The sequence below is a fragment of the Clostridium gasigenes genome, from assembly GCF_017348895.1.
Lineage (GTDB): Bacteria > Bacillota > Clostridia > Clostridiales > Clostridiaceae > Clostridium > Clostridium gasigenes.
The window spans coordinates 670,306-687,803 of the sequence record NZ_CP071376.1 but is presented as its reverse complement, the minus strand read 5'-3'; the positions used below and the strand labels follow the sequence as shown (position 1 = coordinate 687,803).

The window sequence follows — 17,498 nt, the reverse complement described above, 5'->3', positions numbered from 1 at the left end:
GAAAACAAATCAATAAGGGGTGCTCATGAAAAATCAAATTAAAGGGGTAACATTAAAAATTTTAGTAATATTATTTTTGATTTTATTACAACCAGTAACAGTAAAGGGCATATCGACTAAGGATACAAATATGACCTTTAAAAGAATTACTATAGAAGATGGATTATCACAAACATCTATTGAATATCTATACCAAGACACTGAAGGTTATATGTGGATTGGAACTGCTGATGGATTAAATAGATATAATGGACATGAATTTGAAATTTACAGATACAAAGAAGGTGCGAAAAGAACTATAGCTGCAAACTATATTTCTGCAATAAAAGAAGATAAAACTGGCGATTTATGGATAGGAACATCTAAAGGGTTAAATAAAATAAATCAGGATACTAAGGAAATAAGCACTTATTTACCTGGAGAAAATGGCGAAGGGATATCTCATTATAATATTTGTGAAATATTAGTAGATTCAAAAGGTGATGTTTTTGTAGCAACAGAGAATGGATTAAATATATATAATAGGGAAACAGATAGTTTTAAAAGAATATTAAATTCAAACGAATTAACAAGTCAATTTATTTATTCTATAGCAGAAGATGAAAAGGGTAGGTATTGGATTGGAACTGACAATGGATTAAATATGTATAATAAAGAAACAGGAGAAGTAAAGCAATTTTTACATGATAAAGACAATGAGAATACAATAAGCTCAAATGCTATTTTTAAGTTATATATGGATAAGGATAATAAATTATTTGTTGGTACAATTGATAAGGGGTTATCAATATTAGATACAGAGAGTTATGATGTAATAAGGTATTTAAATGATCCAAAGAACAAAAGTTCAATACCTGGGAATTTTGTCAAGGCTATTTTAAGAGATAGTAGAGGCATGGTTTGGATTGGAACGGATGATGGTTTTGCTAAGTTTGATGAAAAAGAAAAAGAATTCAAATTATATGAATCTAAAACATATGATTCTCAAAGCATAGTAAACGAAAATATTTTAAGCTTATGTGAAGATAAGTCCGGAACTATATGGGTTGGAACTTATGGTGGGATAAGTTTATTTAATCCAGGAAATATTTTTAGTTTATACAAAAACAATCCTTCTGATGATAATTCTATAAGTGAAGCAAGTGTACAAGGTATATATGAAGATAATGAGGGATTACTATGGGTAGGCACAACACATAATGGATTAAACTCTTTAGATAGAAAAAATAATATTATAAAAAGGTATGTAAATGAAAGTGGTAATGAAAAATCTTTAATATATAATAATATTAAAACAGTTGTTGGAATTGACAATGAAATATGGATTGCCACAGAAAATGGGCTCAGTAAATTTGATAAAAATACTAATGAGTTTACTAATTATAAATCTAAAGGTGATAAAAATAGTTTGCCAAACGATGCTGTAAGAACCTTGCATATAGATAGTGAAGGTATATTATGGATAGGTACAAGAGATGGACTAGCTAGTTTTGATAGGAAAGATACATTTGTTAATTATAAGGATTTATTTGAAGCTAATGGTATAAGAGAATATATGTTTTCAGATATTTATGAAGATAAAGATGGAATAATGTGGTTTGGATCAGCCATAGATGGAGGATTAATAAAGTATAATAAAGAAACAGGAAAAATTAAAAATTATAAAAACAATAAAGCTGATAAAAATTCTTTAAGCTTTAATTCAATTAAGTCAATTAATGAAGATTCTACGGGAAACTTATGGATAGCTACACACTATGGAATTAATAAATTTAATAAGGAAACTGAAAAGTTCACAAGGTACACAGAAGAAGATGGGTTATCAAATAATTTTACGTATGGAATATTAATAGATGAAAATGATGACGTATGGGTAAGTAGTAATTATGGGATATCTAAATATGATATTAAAAAAAACAAATTCATAAACTTTAATGTAACAGATGGATTGCAAGGAAATGAATTTAATGCATATTCATATTTTGAAAGTAAATCAGGGGAAATGTTCTTTGGAGGAATAAATGGTATAACTAGTTTTTACCCGAAAAATCTTATTGAAAAAACATTTATTCCACCCGTTATAATAGAAAGTATAACTATAAAGGGAGAAGAAAAATTTAACTTAAAAGAGGATATAGTAGCAAATCATAGAGATAACAATGTATATATAAATTTCTTTATGCCGGATTATAGAAATAAATCCAAGATACAATATGCATATAAACTTAGGGGATTAGATAAAGAATGGATTTTTTCCGAAAATAGGAATTACGCAAGTTATACTAATTTAGCACCTGGAAGTTATGAGTTCTTTGTAAAAGGAAGAAATTCAAGTGGTGAATGGAGTGATGCGGTATCTATTAAAATTAAAATAAATAATCCGTTCTGGAAAACTCCTATTGCATATATTCTATATTTATTATTGGTTATAATTGGCATTATATTAGTTTTAAATCGTATGAAATGGTTAGATAGATTAGTAAAACAAAAAACCTTTGAACTTAATAACAAATTAGAAGAAAATGAACTTCTATACGCCAAGCTTATTAGGACTGAAAGATATAAAAATAATTATTTTGTGAATCTTTCGCATGAACTTAGAACTCCTTTAAATGTAATATTATCAACACAGCAACTTATTACTAATTTAAATACAAATAATAAGCCAATTAGTAAGGGGAAATTAGATTATTATATGCTTACCTTAAATAGAAACTCTAATAGATTATTAAATCTTATAAATAATATTATAGATACATCTAAAATAGAGTCTGGGGCATATAGGCTGAATATAAAAAAGGTAGATATAGTTTATTTAGTAGAAGAAGCTGTGCTTTCAATGAAAGATTTTGTGGAGGATAAGGGGATAGGATTAATTATAGATCCTGAAATGGAGGAAAAAATAATTGATTGTGATGATTCGGAAATAGAAAAATGTGTTATAAACCTTATTGCAAATGCAACTAAATTTACACCAGATGGTGGAGAAATAAAGGTTGAAATATTGGACTTAGGGGATATGGTAAAAATAATAGTTAAAGATACAGGAATAGGAATAGAAAAAAAATATCATGAATCTATATTTAACAGGTTTGATCAAGTTTATGATAAAATATCAGAAGAACATGGCGGAAGTGGTCTTGGATTAACATTAACAAAGCAACTAGTGAATCTTCATAATGGACAAATAAGTGTAGAAAGTATTTGTGGAGAGGGAAGTACATTTATAATTATATTACCTATTAAACAAAGGTAATATAATTATAATGGGAATTTTGAAAAAGCTTAATAAAAAAGATAACAAGGAGAATATGGAAATGAGAGTAGTTAATGCTAAAATTATAGCAAGCAGAAATGATGGAATAGATATAAAATTCAGTAATGGAATGAGAGAATTTGTTGCTGCTTTAGAAAAAAGTGCAATTGCTTTTGAAGATATAAAAAATAATGAAGTAAATGTTAAAGTTTATTCTATGATAAGAAATTGTTGCTCAGCAGCTCCTTTATATGTATTAGAAAGCGGTAAAAATGAAGACGAAGATTTAGAAATAAAAGAATTGTTAGATTTATTTATTAAACTAATAGGAAAAGATATAAAGGGGATACTATAATTATCAAATGAAACAAAATAGACTATAATACTTAATATTTATTTGAGGATTTATAAGGTGAATTAAGGACTTAATATTGTATATACTAAGTTCTTAAAAATAAAAAAATAATAGGAAAAATATATTGACAACGGTTGCGGTGAGTGGTAATATAAATACATAATTAAATAACGGATTGTTACTGAAATGCAGGCAATACCTAAATTAAGAATGTAGTATAATTACACCTTGATTTGGGTATTTATTTTTCCACCATGAGGAGAAATTATGATAATAGAAAAAGTACTGAATAATAACGTTATTGTAGCAATTGATCCAAAAAGTAAAAAAGAAATAATATTAATGGGATGTGGAATAGCTTTTAAGAAAAAAGTTGGTCAAGAAATTGAAATGGATAAAGTAGAAAAAACTTTTGTGGTAGATGATAAGAGAATGGGTAATAAAATTAAGAAATTAATTAATCAAATTCCAGATGGTATTTTTGAATTATCTCATGAAATTATCTGTTATGCCAGTAAAAGGCTTGATAAAAAACTTGATAAGCAAATTTACATATCATTATCAGATCACATTGCATTTGCATTAAAAAGATATAAGAACAATATTAGAATCAAAAATGATTTATTAGATGAAATAAGAAGAATACATAAAGATGAATTTAAAATAGCACTTTGGGCTGTTGATTTTTTAAATAATAAATTAAATGTAGATTTGCCAGAAGATGAAGCAGGATTTATAGCACTACATTTAATTAATGCAGGATATAATGAAACTACAAATAATTCATTAGTAGCCACAAATATTATTAAAGGCATATTAAACGTAATAAGGTACTATTATTCGGTAGAGTTTGATATAGATGACCTAAATTATGATAGGCTACTTACACATCTTAAATATTTTGCTAAAAGAGTTATAACTAATAAACAATATGACAAAAGTGATACAACATTATTAGAATTAGTATCAAAAAGTTATCCAGAAGCTTTTGATTGTGTATTGAAAATTAAGCAATATATAGAAAAGAATTATAACTATCAAGTTAACGGTGATGAAATAGTATATTTAACAATGCATATACACCGAGTAATTTCAGTTTTAAAAGAGAATAATTAGATTGTTACTGGTTAAGCAGGCAAGACTTAGATTTGTTAGATTATCTATATAATTATATATATCTTTAAAGATATATATAATTATATAGATAAAGACTCTAATAAATTTGGGTCTTTATTTTTTATTTATCAAGTTCATATTTTTATTTAAAAGGGAGGAATTATAAATGTTACAATTTTTACAAAGAATTGGTAAAGCTATCATGCTTCCAATCGCAGCATTACCTATAGCAGGTATATTACTAGGAGTTGGTGGTGCTTTATTAGGTATCGCAGGATTAGAAAATGCACCAGCAGTTTATCAACCATTAATAGCGTTTGTTAGTATTCCAGTTGTTAATGCAATATTAACAATAATGAAAAATGTAGGGGATATAATATTCGGTAACTTACCATTGCTATTCGCAGTAGGGGTTGCAGTAGGTCTTGCAAAGAAAGACAAGGGAACAGCAGCTTTAGCAGCTGTATTTGGATTCTTAGTAATGAACCAAGTTATCACAACTATGTTAACATTAGGATTCACTCAACTTGGAGTTGTAACTCCAGCGAGTGTAAAGGCAACTGGTGAATATGCTACTTATGTAACAACAAACTTAGGTATATTCACATTAAACATGTCAGTATTTGGTGGTATTATAACAGGTATAGTTACATCCGTATTACACGATAAATATCATACAATTCAATTACCAGCAGTAATCGGATTCTTCTCAGGATCAAGATTTGTGCCTATAATAACAGCATTAGTAATGGCTTTTGTTGGAGCTGCATTAGCTTTTGTATGGCCAGTAGTTCAAAATGGTATTTCAATGCTTTCAGAATTTGTTAGAACAGCAGGTCCACTAGGAACATTCTTCTATGGAGTAATAGAAAGAGCATTAGTTCCATTTGGATTACATCATGTATTCTATACACCATTCTGGTATGGATCATTTGTTGAAGGTCAAATTTTAGTAGATGGTACATTAAAGACAGTTGCAGGAGCTAATACAGCATACTTTGCACAATTATCAAGTATGAGCGATTTAGTTGGCGCTTCATCAGGAACAATGTCAACAATAGTAAGTGGTACTACAAGATTTATGGCAGGTAAATTCCCATTCATGATGTTCGGGTTACCAGCAGCAGCATTTGCAATGTATAGAGCAGCAGCTCCAAGCAAGAAGAAACTTGTTGGATCATTATTATTATCAGCAGCTGTTACATCTATGCTAACTGGTATTACTGAACCTTTAGAATTTACATTCTTATTTGTTGCTCCAGTATTATATGGAGTTCATTGTTTACTAGCAGGTTTATCATTCATGTTAATGGATGTACTTAATGTATTTGTTGGTATGACATTCTCAGGTGGTCTAATTGACTTTACATTATTCGGTTTATTACCAGCAGGAGCAGGTGTACCTACTCGTTGGTTCATGATAATACTTGTGGGTATAGTATATGCAGTAGTTTACTACTTCTTATTCTTATTCATGATTAAGAAATTCAACTTAAAGACTCCGGGTAGAGATGAAAATGAACAAGAAACTAAACTTTACAGTAAAGCTGAATTCCAAGAAGCTAAGGGTATAAGCCCAGATGCTAAAGGAAAAAAAGCAAATAACAAAAATAATGAAATTGTTGAAAAAGCTCCAGCAGTTTTAGAAGCTTTAGGTGGAGAAGAAAATATAGTAAGCGTAGATGCTTGCATTACAAGATTAAGAGTTGAAGTAAAAGATAAATCTAAGGTTGATAAACCTAAACTTAAAGCACTTGGCGCAGCCGGTGTTGTTGAAGTTGGTAATGGAATTCAAGCGATATTCGGTGCAAAAGCTGATGCGTATAAGAATGAAATTAACAATATCTTAGATATAGAGTAATTTATAAATTTGAGTGTTCCAAAAAAATTGGAACACTCTTTTATAGTTTAGGAATCTATAATAAAATAGACTACAGTAATAGATAGTTATTTTATAGAGATTACTTATTAAGGAGAAAATTATGAGAGAGTTATTAAAAGGTTCATTTGGGGTATTGCAACGAATAGGTAAGGCTTTAATGTTACCAGTTGCATTATTACCAGCAGCAGGGTTACTACTTGGGATAGGAACAATGCTACAAAGTTTATATTTTTTAGATTTATTTCCAGCTGTAGGTATAGATTGGATTCAATCTATAGCCTTAATAATGTCTGGTTCAGGGAATATAATATTTACTAACCTTCCACTAATATTTGCAGTAGGTGTAGCAATTGGATTATGTGATGGAGATGGAGTTGCAGGGCTTGCAACTATAGTTGGATTCTTAATAATGAATGTTTCTATGGGAATTGGAGCTGGAGTAACAGCTGATATGGTAACAGGTAATCCAATGTACACAATGATTCTTGGGATACCGACACTTCAAACCGGAGTATTTGGGGGTATTATAATTGGGATAGTGGCATCAATATTATATAGAAAATTCTATAATATAGAATTACCACAGTTTTTAGGTTTCTTTTCAGGGAAGAGATTTATACCAATAGTTACCTCTGTAGCAGGATTAATAGTTGGACTTGCACTAGTTCTTGTATGGCCTCCTATTCAAAATGGATTATTAGTATTCTCAAGAAGTATGATAGATACAAATCAAACAGTAGCTGCATTAATTTTTGGAATTATAGAAAGATCATTAATTCCGTTTGGATTGCATCATATTTGGTATAATCCATTCTGGTATCAATTTGGAGAATATACTAATCAGGCAGGACAATTAATTATTGGAGATCAAGCTATATTTATGGCTCAATTAAAAGATGGAGTAGAGTTTACAGCAGGGACATTTATGACTGGAAAATATCCATTTATGATGTTTGGGTTGCCAGCGGCAGCACTTGCTATGTATCATGAAGCAAGAGAAGACAAAAAAAAATTAGTAGCAGGAATATTCTTCTCAGCTGCACTAACTTCTTTCTTAACAGGAATAACAGAACCAATAGAATTTACATTTCTATTTGTAGCACCAGTATTATTTGGGGTTCATTGTATATTTGCAGGAATTTCATTTATGACAATGCAAATATTAAATGTAAAAATAGGATTAACCTTTTCAGGCGGAATTATAGATTATTTATTATTTGGAGTATTTCCAAATAGAACAGCGTGGTGGCTAGTAATACCTGTAGGGTTTATATTTGCAATAATTTATTATTTTGGGTTTAGATTCATAATAAGAAAACTGGATCTTAAAACGCCAGGTAGAGAAAACGATGAAATAGAAGTAGATATAAATGTTGATAATGGTGAACTTGCAGTTAAAGTTTTAGATGCATTAGGTGGAAAATCAAATATCAAACATTTAGATGCATGTATAACCAGATTAAGGGTAATAGTATTAGACCTTAGTAAGGTAGATAAGAATGAATTTAAAATTCTTGGATCAGCGGGAATTATGCAAGTAGGAAAAAATATCCAAATTATATTTGGACCTAAATCGGATAGATTAAAAGAGCAAATTAAAGATGTTATAAGTGGGAAAGAAATAGAAAAAAAATTAATTAAGACAATAGAAGAAATAAAGCCAGGGATAGATACAGGAGTAAAAATTGCTATACCTGTATCTGGAAAATTAATTAATTTAGAAGAAGTACCAGATGATGTGTTTTCTATGAGATTAATAGGTGATGGGTTTGCAATAGATCCAACTGAGGGATCGTTACTTTCACCAGTAAAAGGTAAGATAACCTCATTAATAAGAACTAACCATGCAATAACAATAACCACAGATACTGGGATGAAAGTATTTATACATATAGGAATAGATACAATAAAACTTAATGGTGATGGGTTCGTAAGCTTTGTTAAAGTAGGCGATGAAGTTAATATAGGAGATAAATTAATAGAATTCCCATTAGAAAGTATTAAAGCAAATAAATTATCACCAATTATTCCAATAATATTTAAAAATATTTCTTTAAATGAATATGTATGCTATAAAAGAAGTAATAAGGTAAAGGCTAAAGATTCAAATAAGATTGAAATTCACATGAAATAAGGGAGATAAAGATGGATAGAGATATTGTGGAGAGAAAAGGAAAGATATTTAGACATTTTAAAGGCGATTTATATTTAGTTCAAGATGTTGTAACACATTCAGAAACTGGAGAAAAGCTAGTATTATATAAAGCTTTATATGGTGAATGTGGATTATTTGTAAGACCATATAATATGTTTATAGAAGAGGTACCATCAGAAAAAGAAAATCCAACAGGGCAAAAATATAGGTTTCAGGAATGTGATGTTAAAAGCGTTAAATAAGATAAAAGAATAGAACTAATTTTAATATAGTAGTAAATATATAGGACTGATAGAAATATAACTATCAGTCCTATATCTTTTTTAGGAACTATAACCATTAAGATTTTAAATAAATAGTATTAATTTAACTTAATCCAAGTTGAGTAAGGTGTATTAAAGTTAGAATCCATATTTTCTAGTGTATATTTATAAAATGATTGTAAAAAGGTAGATCTTTCTTTGTTATCGGTTAAGATAATTCCACCTGCATCTAGTTGGTGCTTTAAAATAGTATCTAGTGGAAGCTTATCTTTGTTATTCATCATTTGATAAAGGGACATAAAGGTAGTGGTTCTACCTTCCCCTTCAAGGCAGTGAAAATGTAAATGGGCAGTAGCTGGACTATTTTTTATAAATTCTACAAATTCATCGGTAACTTCTAAAGTAGGGGTCCCACCATCACGGACAGCAAAACGTTTATAATTAATATTATTTTCTTTAACTAAAGTTTCTTCAGAAAATACTTTATTTACTTTTAATGTTTGTAGTAGTTCACCTTTTTTGTTATAAATATTAACGTCAGAACCCAGTTTTATAGAGTCTAAATCCTTTTTCTCGCCTTCAAGTGTTTGTGTAGTAGTAAAATCTTTGTTTAAAAGATTTTTTTTGTTATAAAAACTTATAGGCAAAGTATTAATATATCCGTGAGATTCTTGCCTTAAGTCAACTATGTACAAATCTTTATTGTTTAAAGCCTCAATAAGATTTTTTAACTGGAAAGGTGCAAATTCAGCACTACCAGAAATGTTTAAATCTGTTAAATTTCTAAATCTATTAGGTAAGGGAATTATGCTGTTATTATCCCTTATAATCATTGTTGTATTTGATAATGGATCATTGTATAAAGTGTTAGAGTTTAAATAATTAATGCTAGCATCTACATTAATTGTAACTGATAAAAACAAAACTATGGATAATAAAATTGATAGGAAATTCTTTTTATTATTTTTCATAAATAACTCCATTTCTAAAAAAAGTTTAAAAACTATCACTTAATATTTCGTAATAAGACTGAGGATGGCTACATACAGGACATTTTTCTGGAGCTGAAAGCCCTTCAAGTACATATCCACAAAATCTACAAATCCAAATTGATTTTTCATCTTTTTTAAATACCTTATTATTTTGAACATTAGTTGCAAGTCTATCAAATCTTTCTCTATGATGATTTTCAATTTTAGCAATTAAAGTAAAGCTATTAGCTATTTCTGGAAAACCTTCGCTTCTTGCAATGTCTGCAAAGGCTGGATAAACTTCAGAATGCTCATGAGCCTCAGCTTTTGCAGAACTCTGCAAATTAGCAAGAGTAGCACCTTTTGCTATAGGATAACTAGCATCAATACATAACTCTTCATTATTAAAATCGTTAATTAAATAATTAAAGAATATTTCAGCATGACCTTGTTCATTTTCACCTGTAAGCTTAAAAATATCAGCTATTTGTTCGTAACCTTCATTTTTAGCAACTTCTCCATAGAACATATACCTATTTCTAGCTTGTGATTCTCCAGCAAAAGCTCTAAGTAGATTTTTGGATGTTTCTGTATCTTTTAATGATTTCATTTTAGCACCTCTTATTAAAATATTTTCATTAATAGTATTTACTAATAAAAATATAATATCCCTCAAAATATCGGTAGATTTATTATGATTAAATATGTTTTTAAATGGATATAATCTAAAAGAATAATTAAAAGAGGTGAATAATATGGGGATAATAAAATTACAAATAATTATATTAATAACAATAATTTTAAGTGGAATATTAGGTGGCAAAAAAGGCGCAATAATTTCAGGATTAGTTTGGCTAGTAGCATCAATTATAATGATGCATTCAAATATATTCGCAGTAATACAACTTATTACTGTAACTATTTCATATCAAATATCTTTGTTAGTTGGAATAGGAAGAGATTATTATATAAAAAGAAAGAATATAAAAATATGAAATAATACAGTAATTAATAAAAAAATAAGTGTTAAGGATCTGAAAGAAAATAACAAGTCAAAAATTCTGAGAATATTTTATGCTAGGAGAAGAACCATAACTCAAAATATAGCGCGATTTCACTAGTTATTTTAAAAATGTATTAATAACTTTAATTGGAATATTACCCTGCAATTACACAGAATATAAAATAGAACCTGGGTTACAATAATAGCATAAACAAAATAACTTCTTAAAAAGGAAAAAGCATTTAGGAGGGAAATTAATAAGAAAATTAATTTCTAGGTCGTTTTTGTCTAATTTAAGAAATTTGTTTATAGGGCATCTTAAAAATAAATAGCATCTATGCTAATCATATTTAGAGGATTATTTTTGATTGGTGCCTAATACCAAATCGAAAGGAGGAATACATTATGTCAAGTAAAGCATTAGTACCAGAAGCAAAACAAGGGTTAAATACCTTTAAAAATGAAGTTGCTAGAGAAATCGGTGTACCATTTAGTGATTACAATGGCGATTTATCATCAAGACAATGTGGATCCGTAGGTGGAGAAATGGTAAAAAGAATGGTTGAACAATATGAAAGTTCACTCTAGACAATTTAATTAGGGAGCTTAAATAATAGAAATATTAATAAGCTATATCTAATTAAGTTAACAGTTATATTGGAATACCTAAAAACAAAAGTATGGTAAAAATATTAAATTGTTTTTACCATACTTTTGCGTTAAATATTAAATTATTTTTATTATATATTTATATTAAATATATAAGTGAATCTTTTTTGCAGACGTCTTATATCTTAAATTTTATCTTTAAGATAATTACGATTATGAATTATTTTAGGACTATCAGGAATATATTTAGCAGCTTCTTCATTATGATCATTTGCAATATTAAGTTTCCCTATCCGAGAATAGCAAACACAAAGTTGAAGGTGAGGTAGCCAAGTTGAACTAGCATGGTTTGTAAAACCTAAATTATTTTCATCAGGTTTAAGTGTAGTAGCTAATTCATACCAAAAAATAGATTGATTAAATTTTTCCAAACTTAAAAATTTGAAACCTAATTGGCAACAAAAATCAGCTCTAGGAACATCATATTCGAAAGATTTAAAAATATATTTAAATACATTTTCAGTATCGTTTTTATAGTTAAAACAATCAACTAAATTTGAACAAGCATTTTTATTATCTTCAACCCAACCAAGGTTTGTATCTAAAAAAGCTTTATATTGAACTATTGATTCATCTATACGATTATTATCAAAAAGTTCGTTAGCATAATAAAACATATCTCTTGTAGATAATATTTCTCCTTTTGAAATTATAGATTCATATATTTTTAGGTTTCTTCCAATAGAAGATTTTAACTTGCCGTGAATAACACTAAGACCAGAGTTTATAATATTACCAGAAACATCTAAGTACTCATGAATTACACCAATCCATTTAAAATTATTTGAACGCTTAACTAATCTATTTCTTCTTAAAGAGTTAGTAGTATTGCCATTAGAATCTTGAGAAAGTATATAATGCATAGTAACTGAATCTACATCGTTAGCTAAAGTTTCTTTTAGTTTGATTAAATTAGCAAGAGTATCACGAGTAATATAATCATCAGCATCTAACCAAAGTATATAATCCTTAGTTGCATGACTAAAGGCATAGTTTCTAGCTTTAGCAAAATCATCTATCCATGTGAATTTATGAATTTCAGCTCCAAATGCTTTCGCAATTGAGATACTGTTATCAGTACATCCAGTATCTATTATTATAATTTCATCTACTGCATCTCGTACAGATGCAAGACATCTTCCTAAAACTGTTTCCTCATCTTTAACAATAATGCAAAGACTTATAGATATCATTAAAACACCCCATTATTAAATTTTAATTATTATATAGTATATTATTAAATCTAAAATTATTGATTAAATGGTAAGTGAAATATAAAATATTTATTAATAAAATCTGAAAAAGCTATATTGTTAGAGGATATGACCTATATAGAACTGAAAGTATTTACATTGTTTATATATGGATTTTATAGTAGAATAAAAAATATGAAAGAGTATATAAAGTATTTGAAAAAATGAATATAGGAAGTAGGTGAGTTTATGGAAATAATAAAAAAAGATGGGAAATTAGAAAAATTTAATTCAAAGAAAATAAAGACTAGTATTGAAAATTCAGCAAATGAGGCAGGCATAATTTTAAATGAATCTGATTTAATAATGTTAGTTCAAGATATAGAAGCTAAATTATTAAAAATAAGAGAAAAACAATTAATTACATCAAGTTATGAAGTTATAGGTGTAGTACTTTCTGTATTAAAGAAAACTGGATTTAAACAAGTCATTAAATCTTACATAAAATTTTAATAATATTAAATGTAAAAAGAAGTTCTTTAATAAGAACTTCTTTTTATTCGTTAGAGAGCTGAAAGAAAAGGCCCTTAGGTGGCTAGTATAAATGAATCCATAAGGTTTAACACTTAAAATTGAAAGAAAAATTTGTTTGTGATAAAATGAGAACAAAAGTTCTGAAGTTGAGGGTGGTTTTATGAAAAAAATTAAAATATTACATTGTGGAGATATGCATTTTGATACTCCATTTAAAGAGTTAAATAGCAAGCTTTCAAGTATAAGTAAAGAAGAATTATTAGAAGTTTTAAGCACAATTATAAATATATGCAAGACTAATTCTGTGGATATAATGTTAATGGCTGGGGATATATTTGATAATCTAACAGTTAATAAAAAAACATTAGCTTTTATTAGGGAACAGTTAGAAAGAATAGAGAATATAAAAGTATTTATTTCACCAGGAAATCATGATCCTTATAACACAAATTCATTTTATAAAATGATAGAATGGCCAAATAATGTACATGTTTTTAAAAGTGAAATGGAGAAAGTTTATATTGAAAAGTTAGATACTATTGTTTGGGGAGCTGCATTTAATAAACCTCATATAAGAGAGAGTTTATTAAAAGAAGTTAAGGCCCAAACAAATTACATAAACCTAATGGTATTACATGGGGAGATATCACAAAGTGAAGGGGGCAATGTGTATAATCCAATAACATTAAGAGAAATAGGAGAGTCTGGGGTGGATTATTTAGCGTTAGGACATAGACATAGCTATACAGGGATACTAAGAGAGGGTTCTACTTGCTATGCATACTGTGGGTGCCCTCAAGGACGAGGTTTTGATGAAGTTGGTGATAAAGGTGTTATATTAGGTGAAGTTTATAAGGGATCAGTTAATTTAGAGTTCACTAAAACATCTAAAAGAAATTATTATGTAAGAGAAGTTGATATATCTAAGGCATTTAGTAATGAGGAAGTAAAAGCAATTATTTTAAGAGATGTAAAAGAGGAAGATAGGTTAAAAAACTTTTATAAAATAGTTTTAGTAGGTACACTAGAGCCTCATTTAAATTTAAAAGAAGATGTAATATTTGAGAAGTTAAAAGATGAATTTTATTTTATTAAAATAGTGGACAAAACTGAAATTCAAATAGATTTTGATGAAATGTCAAAAGATTATTCCTTAAAAGGAATTTTTGCAGCCAAGTTATTAAAAGAATTAGAAGAAAATAAAGATGAAGAGAATATCGAGGTTATCAAAATGGCATTGAAGCTAGGGATACAATGTCTTTCTCAAGAAGAGGTGAATCTTAATGATTATTAAAAAAATTAATATTATAGCATTTGCTGGAATTAGTAACAAAGTTATTGAATTTAAAAGAAATACTAACATCGTTTATGGAGATAATGAGACTGGAAAAAGTACAGTTCAAAGTTTTATTAAAATATGGCTGTATGGTATATCACCAAAAAGAAGTAAAGATTTAAAAAATAATGAAAGATTAAAATACGCTCCTATTACTGGTGAAAAAATAATAGGAGAGCTTTATATAGAGAATGAGGGAATAGAATATATAATTAAGAAATCCTTTGGAGTTACTAAAAAAGAAGATACATGTGAAATATTAGATGCTTTAACTGGTGAAGTAATAAAAGATATACCAAATGATGAACCAGGAAAATATTTTCTTGGGGTTAACGGATCAACATTTGTAAGAACTTTATTTATAAGCCAATTAGGGGTTGTAGTTAACAAGGATAGAGAAGAAGAAATCATGGAGCGTGCAACTAACCTTTTAGGTAGTGGGGAAGAAAAAGTTTCAATTCATAGAGCTATTGAAAAGCTTGAAGGAATAAGAAAATCCTTAACTACTACAAGAAAATCAGGCTCTTTAGATTTAGCAAGGAATAAAATGGTTAGCCTTTTAGAAGAGCGATATGAAGGATATAAGTTATCAGAAGAAAATCTTCATAAAGAAGAAATTGTAATAAACTTAAAAGATAAAAGGTCATTTTTAAGGAAAGAACTTAAAAACCTGGATATATATAAAAAATATATAAAGAAAATTAAACTCCAAAAAGAATATGAAGATATAACTGTGTATTTAAAAAAAAGCGAAGAACTTAAGAAGAAAGAGAGGTATATTGAAGAATCTATTTCTTTAGATGGTGTTATAGATGAAAGTTTAATAAATGATATAAAAGAAGAAAATACTCTTTATTTAAGCCTATTAGATTTAAAAGGGGAAGGTGAAGAAGAATTAAAAATAAGTGAAGAAATTTTATGCGAAAAAAGAGAGAAATTCAAGGAGTTATTATTTATAGAAAAGTTAGAACCGGGAGTAAAAGAAAATTTCTTAAGAACAACAATGGAACAGGAATCTTTAAAAGAAAAGATAGGTATGTTTGAAAATTTAAGTAAGGATATAAAAAACCTTAATGAAGATATAGCTATAAAAAGTAAAATAATAGGGAATGTAATTGAATTTAAAGATGTAAGAATGAATATAGATTCATTGTTAAAAGAGTATGAAGATAAATTAAAAGAGTTAAAATTTAGAATGGAAAATGAGGATGAGCATAAAAGAAGTAAAAGTAATGAAAAAGGCTTATTAAATAAATTTAGGAAAAATAAATATATTTTATTTTTAGATATTATTTTAATTATATTAGCTTTAGTTATGTTCAAAGAAAATTTATGGACAATAATTCTATTAATATTAGTAGCTATTTATTTAGGTAAGAAAACTTTCGAATTAGGAATAGAAGTGAAATCTCTAGAAGAAAAAAATAATAAAACAGTAACATTAGAGAATCTTAATAGAGAAATAGAAGAAATAGAAGAAAAACTATTTAGATATAAAAAGAAAGTAGGAGCAACTACATATGAAGACTTTATAAAAAAGATAAGGTTATTTGATGAGTTTAATTCTTATGAAGAAAAGCAATTAGTTAAAATATCAGAAAAAGAAATACAATTATCGATTATTGATATAAGAAATCTAAAAAGTAACTATAAAATTAATCTAGAAAAGATAGATATGATTCTAGAAATTTCAGATTCTAAAGATGTAAGGGAAGTATTAGAGAAAATAGCAAAATATGAAATTGAAAATAAAGAAGTGCTATCACTGCAAATAGAAGTTAAAAAGAGCAGGGAAGCCATTAATAGGCTTATAAAAGAACTAAGTGTTAGAGAAGAAAGAATAAGAGGAAAGCTTGAGGTTCTGGGTCTACATGATATGGATTTAATAGACCTTGAAGAAAGTCTTAGAGAAATTAAAAAAAAGTTAATACAAAGAGAAGAACTAAGAAGAAGTCTACAGTCTATAGAAGAAACTTATAAAGCGTTAACTAAAGGTAAAGACATTGAACATATAAAAGAAGAGTTAAAGGATATAATTAATGAAAATATTAAATATTCTTATACTACTGAAGAAGAAATAGATGAACAGGTGAGTAATAAATCACATGAGCTAATAGAAGCTGAAAAATCTATTAAAGATGTAGAAAATGAAATAAACACTAGGTTTATGGGGAAGAGGCCTATTCCGACTATAGAAGAAGAAATCGGAGCTGTAGAGGAAATTATAAAAAGAGATGATATGAAATTAAAGGCAACTAAATTAGCACAAGAAAAACTGCAAGAAGCATTTAGAGAAGTACGGGGAAACTTTGGACCAGTATTAAATCAAAAAGTATTAGATAATTTTAAAAGATTAACTAATAATAGATATAGTGATGTTATGGTATCAGATTTATATGAAATTAAGGTTAAGAATGATAATAGTATTCTAGCCGGAGAACTTTTAAGTAATGGTGCTAATGATCAACTTTATATTTCTTTAAGGTTAGCATTTATTTCAATGCTTTATAAAGAAGGGGAAGTACCTGTAGTATTAGATGATGCTTTTGTTCAATATGATGACGAAAGAGTAGGTCATATATTGGAGATTTTAGAAGAAAACTCCTTTGGACAACTTATCATATTTACTTGTCAACATAGAGAAAAGGAAATATTAGATAAAAAAAATATAGAAAACAATTATATTTTATTATGATATTGACAATAATAATATAGCAAGGTAAAATTATACCAAGGCAAATGCGAATAATTTGCATTTAGAAAGG

Annotated in this window: 14 protein-coding genes; 11 read left to right on the top strand and 3 right to left on the bottom strand. The window is 27.8% G+C overall.

Translation table 11 applies throughout. The features are described from left to right. Positions 1–25: 25 nt before the first annotated feature. From J1C67_RS03305 to J1C67_RS03280, 6 genes are all read left to right on the top strand, one after another. Positions 26–3,256 (top strand): ligand-binding sensor domain-containing protein, encoded by a 3,231-nt coding sequence (locus tag J1C67_RS03305; protein WP_167865773.1) that lies wholly within the window; start codon positions 26–28, stop codon positions 3,254–3,256. Positions 3,257–3,317: 61 nt separating this feature from the next. Further along, positions 3,318–3,611 carry a hypothetical protein gene (locus J1C67_RS03300; protein WP_089968422.1) on the top strand — a complete coding sequence of 98 codons (294 nt, stop codon included), beginning with the start codon at positions 3,318–3,320 and terminating at the stop codon, positions 3,609–3,611. Between the two features lie 267 nt (positions 3,612–3,878). After that, the gene (gene licT / locus J1C67_RS03295) at positions 3,879–4,727 is read left to right on the top strand and encodes a BglG family transcription antiterminator LicT (RefSeq protein WP_089968425.1); all 849 of its coding nucleotides are present in this window, start codon (positions 3,879–3,881) and stop codon (positions 4,725–4,727) included. A gap of 166 nt (positions 4,728–4,893) precedes the next feature. Next, positions 4,894–6,588 carry a PTS transporter subunit EIIC gene (locus J1C67_RS03290; protein ID WP_167865772.1) on the top strand — a complete coding sequence of 565 codons (1,695 nt, stop codon included), beginning with the start codon at positions 4,894–4,896 and terminating at the stop codon, positions 6,586–6,588. 121 nt (positions 6,589–6,709) lie between these two features. Further along, entirely contained in the window at positions 6,710–8,743 is a 2,034-nt protein-coding gene (gene ptsG, locus J1C67_RS03285; protein ID WP_167865771.1) for a glucose-specific PTS transporter subunit IIBC, read from the top strand. Positions 8,744–8,754: 11 nt separating this feature from the next. Then, positions 8,755–9,006, top strand: coding sequence for a DUF1653 domain-containing protein (locus J1C67_RS03280; RefSeq protein ID WP_089968434.1), 252 nt, complete (start codon positions 8,755–8,757; stop codon positions 9,004–9,006). A 119-nt stretch (positions 9,007–9,125) separates the two neighbouring features. On the opposite strand, the gene J1C67_RS03275 is transcribed toward J1C67_RS03280, so the two are convergent. Then, positions 9,126–9,998 (bottom strand): fused DSP-PTPase phosphatase/NAD kinase-like protein, encoded by an 873-nt coding sequence (locus J1C67_RS03275; protein WP_167865770.1) that lies wholly within the window; start codon positions 9,996–9,998, stop codon positions 9,126–9,128. A 25-nt stretch (positions 9,999–10,023) separates the two neighbouring features. Continuing rightward, positions 10,024–10,608, bottom strand: coding sequence for a rubrerythrin (rbr, locus tag J1C67_RS03270; protein ID WP_167865769.1), 585 nt, complete (start codon positions 10,606–10,608; stop codon positions 10,024–10,026). A 145-nt stretch (positions 10,609–10,753) separates the two neighbouring features. Between rbr and J1C67_RS03265 the strand changes: the two genes are divergently transcribed. Both J1C67_RS03265 and J1C67_RS03260 read left to right on the top strand, forming a co-directional pair. Continuing rightward, entirely contained in the window at positions 10,754–10,993 is a 240-nt protein-coding gene (locus J1C67_RS03265) for a hypothetical protein (RefSeq protein WP_089968441.1), read from the top strand. Positions 10,994–11,406: 413 nt separating this feature from the next. Further along, entirely contained in the window at positions 11,407–11,589 is a 183-nt protein-coding gene (locus tag J1C67_RS03260; RefSeq protein WP_089968444.1) for an alpha/beta-type small acid-soluble spore protein, read from the top strand. 206 nt (positions 11,590–11,795) lie between these two features. Here the strand turns inward: J1C67_RS03260 and J1C67_RS03255 are convergent, their stop codons facing one another. Beyond that, entirely contained in the window at positions 11,796–12,863 is a 1,068-nt protein-coding gene (locus J1C67_RS03255) for a glycosyltransferase family 2 protein (RefSeq protein ID WP_167865768.1), read from the bottom strand. 249 nt (positions 12,864–13,112) lie between these two features. On the opposite strand from J1C67_RS03255, the gene J1C67_RS03250 reads away from it, so the two are divergent. From J1C67_RS03250 to J1C67_RS03240, 3 genes are all read left to right on the top strand, one after another. Continuing rightward, positions 13,113–13,376 carry an ATP cone domain-containing protein gene (locus J1C67_RS03250; RefSeq protein WP_167865767.1) on the top strand — a complete coding sequence of 88 codons (264 nt, stop codon included), beginning with the start codon at positions 13,113–13,115 and terminating at the stop codon, positions 13,374–13,376. A 181-nt stretch (positions 13,377–13,557) separates the two neighbouring features. Beyond that, entirely contained in the window at positions 13,558–14,691 is a 1,134-nt protein-coding gene (locus tag J1C67_RS03245; protein ID WP_167865766.1) for a metallophosphoesterase family protein, read from the top strand. Beyond that, positions 14,681–17,428: an AAA family ATPase gene (locus J1C67_RS03240; protein ID WP_167865765.1), complete on the top strand. Its 2,748-nt coding sequence runs from the start codon at positions 14,681–14,683 to the stop codon at positions 17,426–17,428. The genes J1C67_RS03245 and J1C67_RS03240 overlap by 11 nt, the downstream gene beginning before the upstream one ends. The last annotated feature ends 70 nt before the right edge of the window (positions 17,429–17,498 follow it).

What these genes read in the sequence shown, in the direction of transcription:
- J1C67_RS03305 (WP_167865773.1), top strand. Translation starts at nt 26, where the DNA reads ATGAAAAATCAAATTAAAGGGGTAACATTAAAAATTTTAGTAATATTA.
- J1C67_RS03300 (WP_089968422.1), top strand. Translation starts at nt 3,318, where the DNA reads ATGAGAGTAGTTAATGCTAAAATTATAGCAAGCAGAAATGATGGAATA.
- licT (WP_089968425.1), top strand. Translation starts at nt 3,879, where the DNA reads ATGATAATAGAAAAAGTACTGAATAATAACGTTATTGTAGCAATTGAT.
- J1C67_RS03290 (WP_167865772.1), top strand. Translation starts at nt 4,894, where the DNA reads ATGTTACAATTTTTACAAAGAATTGGTAAAGCTATCATGCTTCCAATC.
- ptsG (WP_167865771.1), top strand. Translation starts at nt 6,710, where the DNA reads ATGAGAGAGTTATTAAAAGGTTCATTTGGGGTATTGCAACGAATAGGT.
- J1C67_RS03280 (WP_089968434.1), top strand. Translation starts at nt 8,755, where the DNA reads ATGGATAGAGATATTGTGGAGAGAAAAGGAAAGATATTTAGACATTTT.
- J1C67_RS03275 (WP_167865770.1), bottom strand. Translation starts at nt 9,998, where the DNA reads ATGAAAAATAATAAAAAGAATTTCCTATCAATTTTATTATCCATAGTT.
- rbr (WP_167865769.1), bottom strand. Translation starts at nt 10,608, where the DNA reads ATGAAATCATTAAAAGATACAGAAACATCCAAAAATCTACTTAGAGCT.
- J1C67_RS03265 (WP_089968441.1), top strand. Translation starts at nt 10,754, where the DNA reads ATGGGGATAATAAAATTACAAATAATTATATTAATAACAATAATTTTA.
- J1C67_RS03260 (WP_089968444.1), top strand. Translation starts at nt 11,407, where the DNA reads ATGTCAAGTAAAGCATTAGTACCAGAAGCAAAACAAGGGTTAAATACC.
- J1C67_RS03255 (WP_167865768.1), bottom strand. Translation starts at nt 12,863, where the DNA reads ATGATATCTATAAGTCTTTGCATTATTGTTAAAGATGAGGAAACAGTT.
- J1C67_RS03250 (WP_167865767.1), top strand. Translation starts at nt 13,113, where the DNA reads ATGGAAATAATAAAAAAAGATGGGAAATTAGAAAAATTTAATTCAAAG.
- J1C67_RS03245 (WP_167865766.1), top strand. Translation starts at nt 13,558, where the DNA reads ATGAAAAAAATTAAAATATTACATTGTGGAGATATGCATTTTGATACT.
- J1C67_RS03240 (WP_167865765.1), top strand. Translation starts at nt 14,681, where the DNA reads ATGATTATTAAAAAAATTAATATTATAGCATTTGCTGGAATTAGTAAC.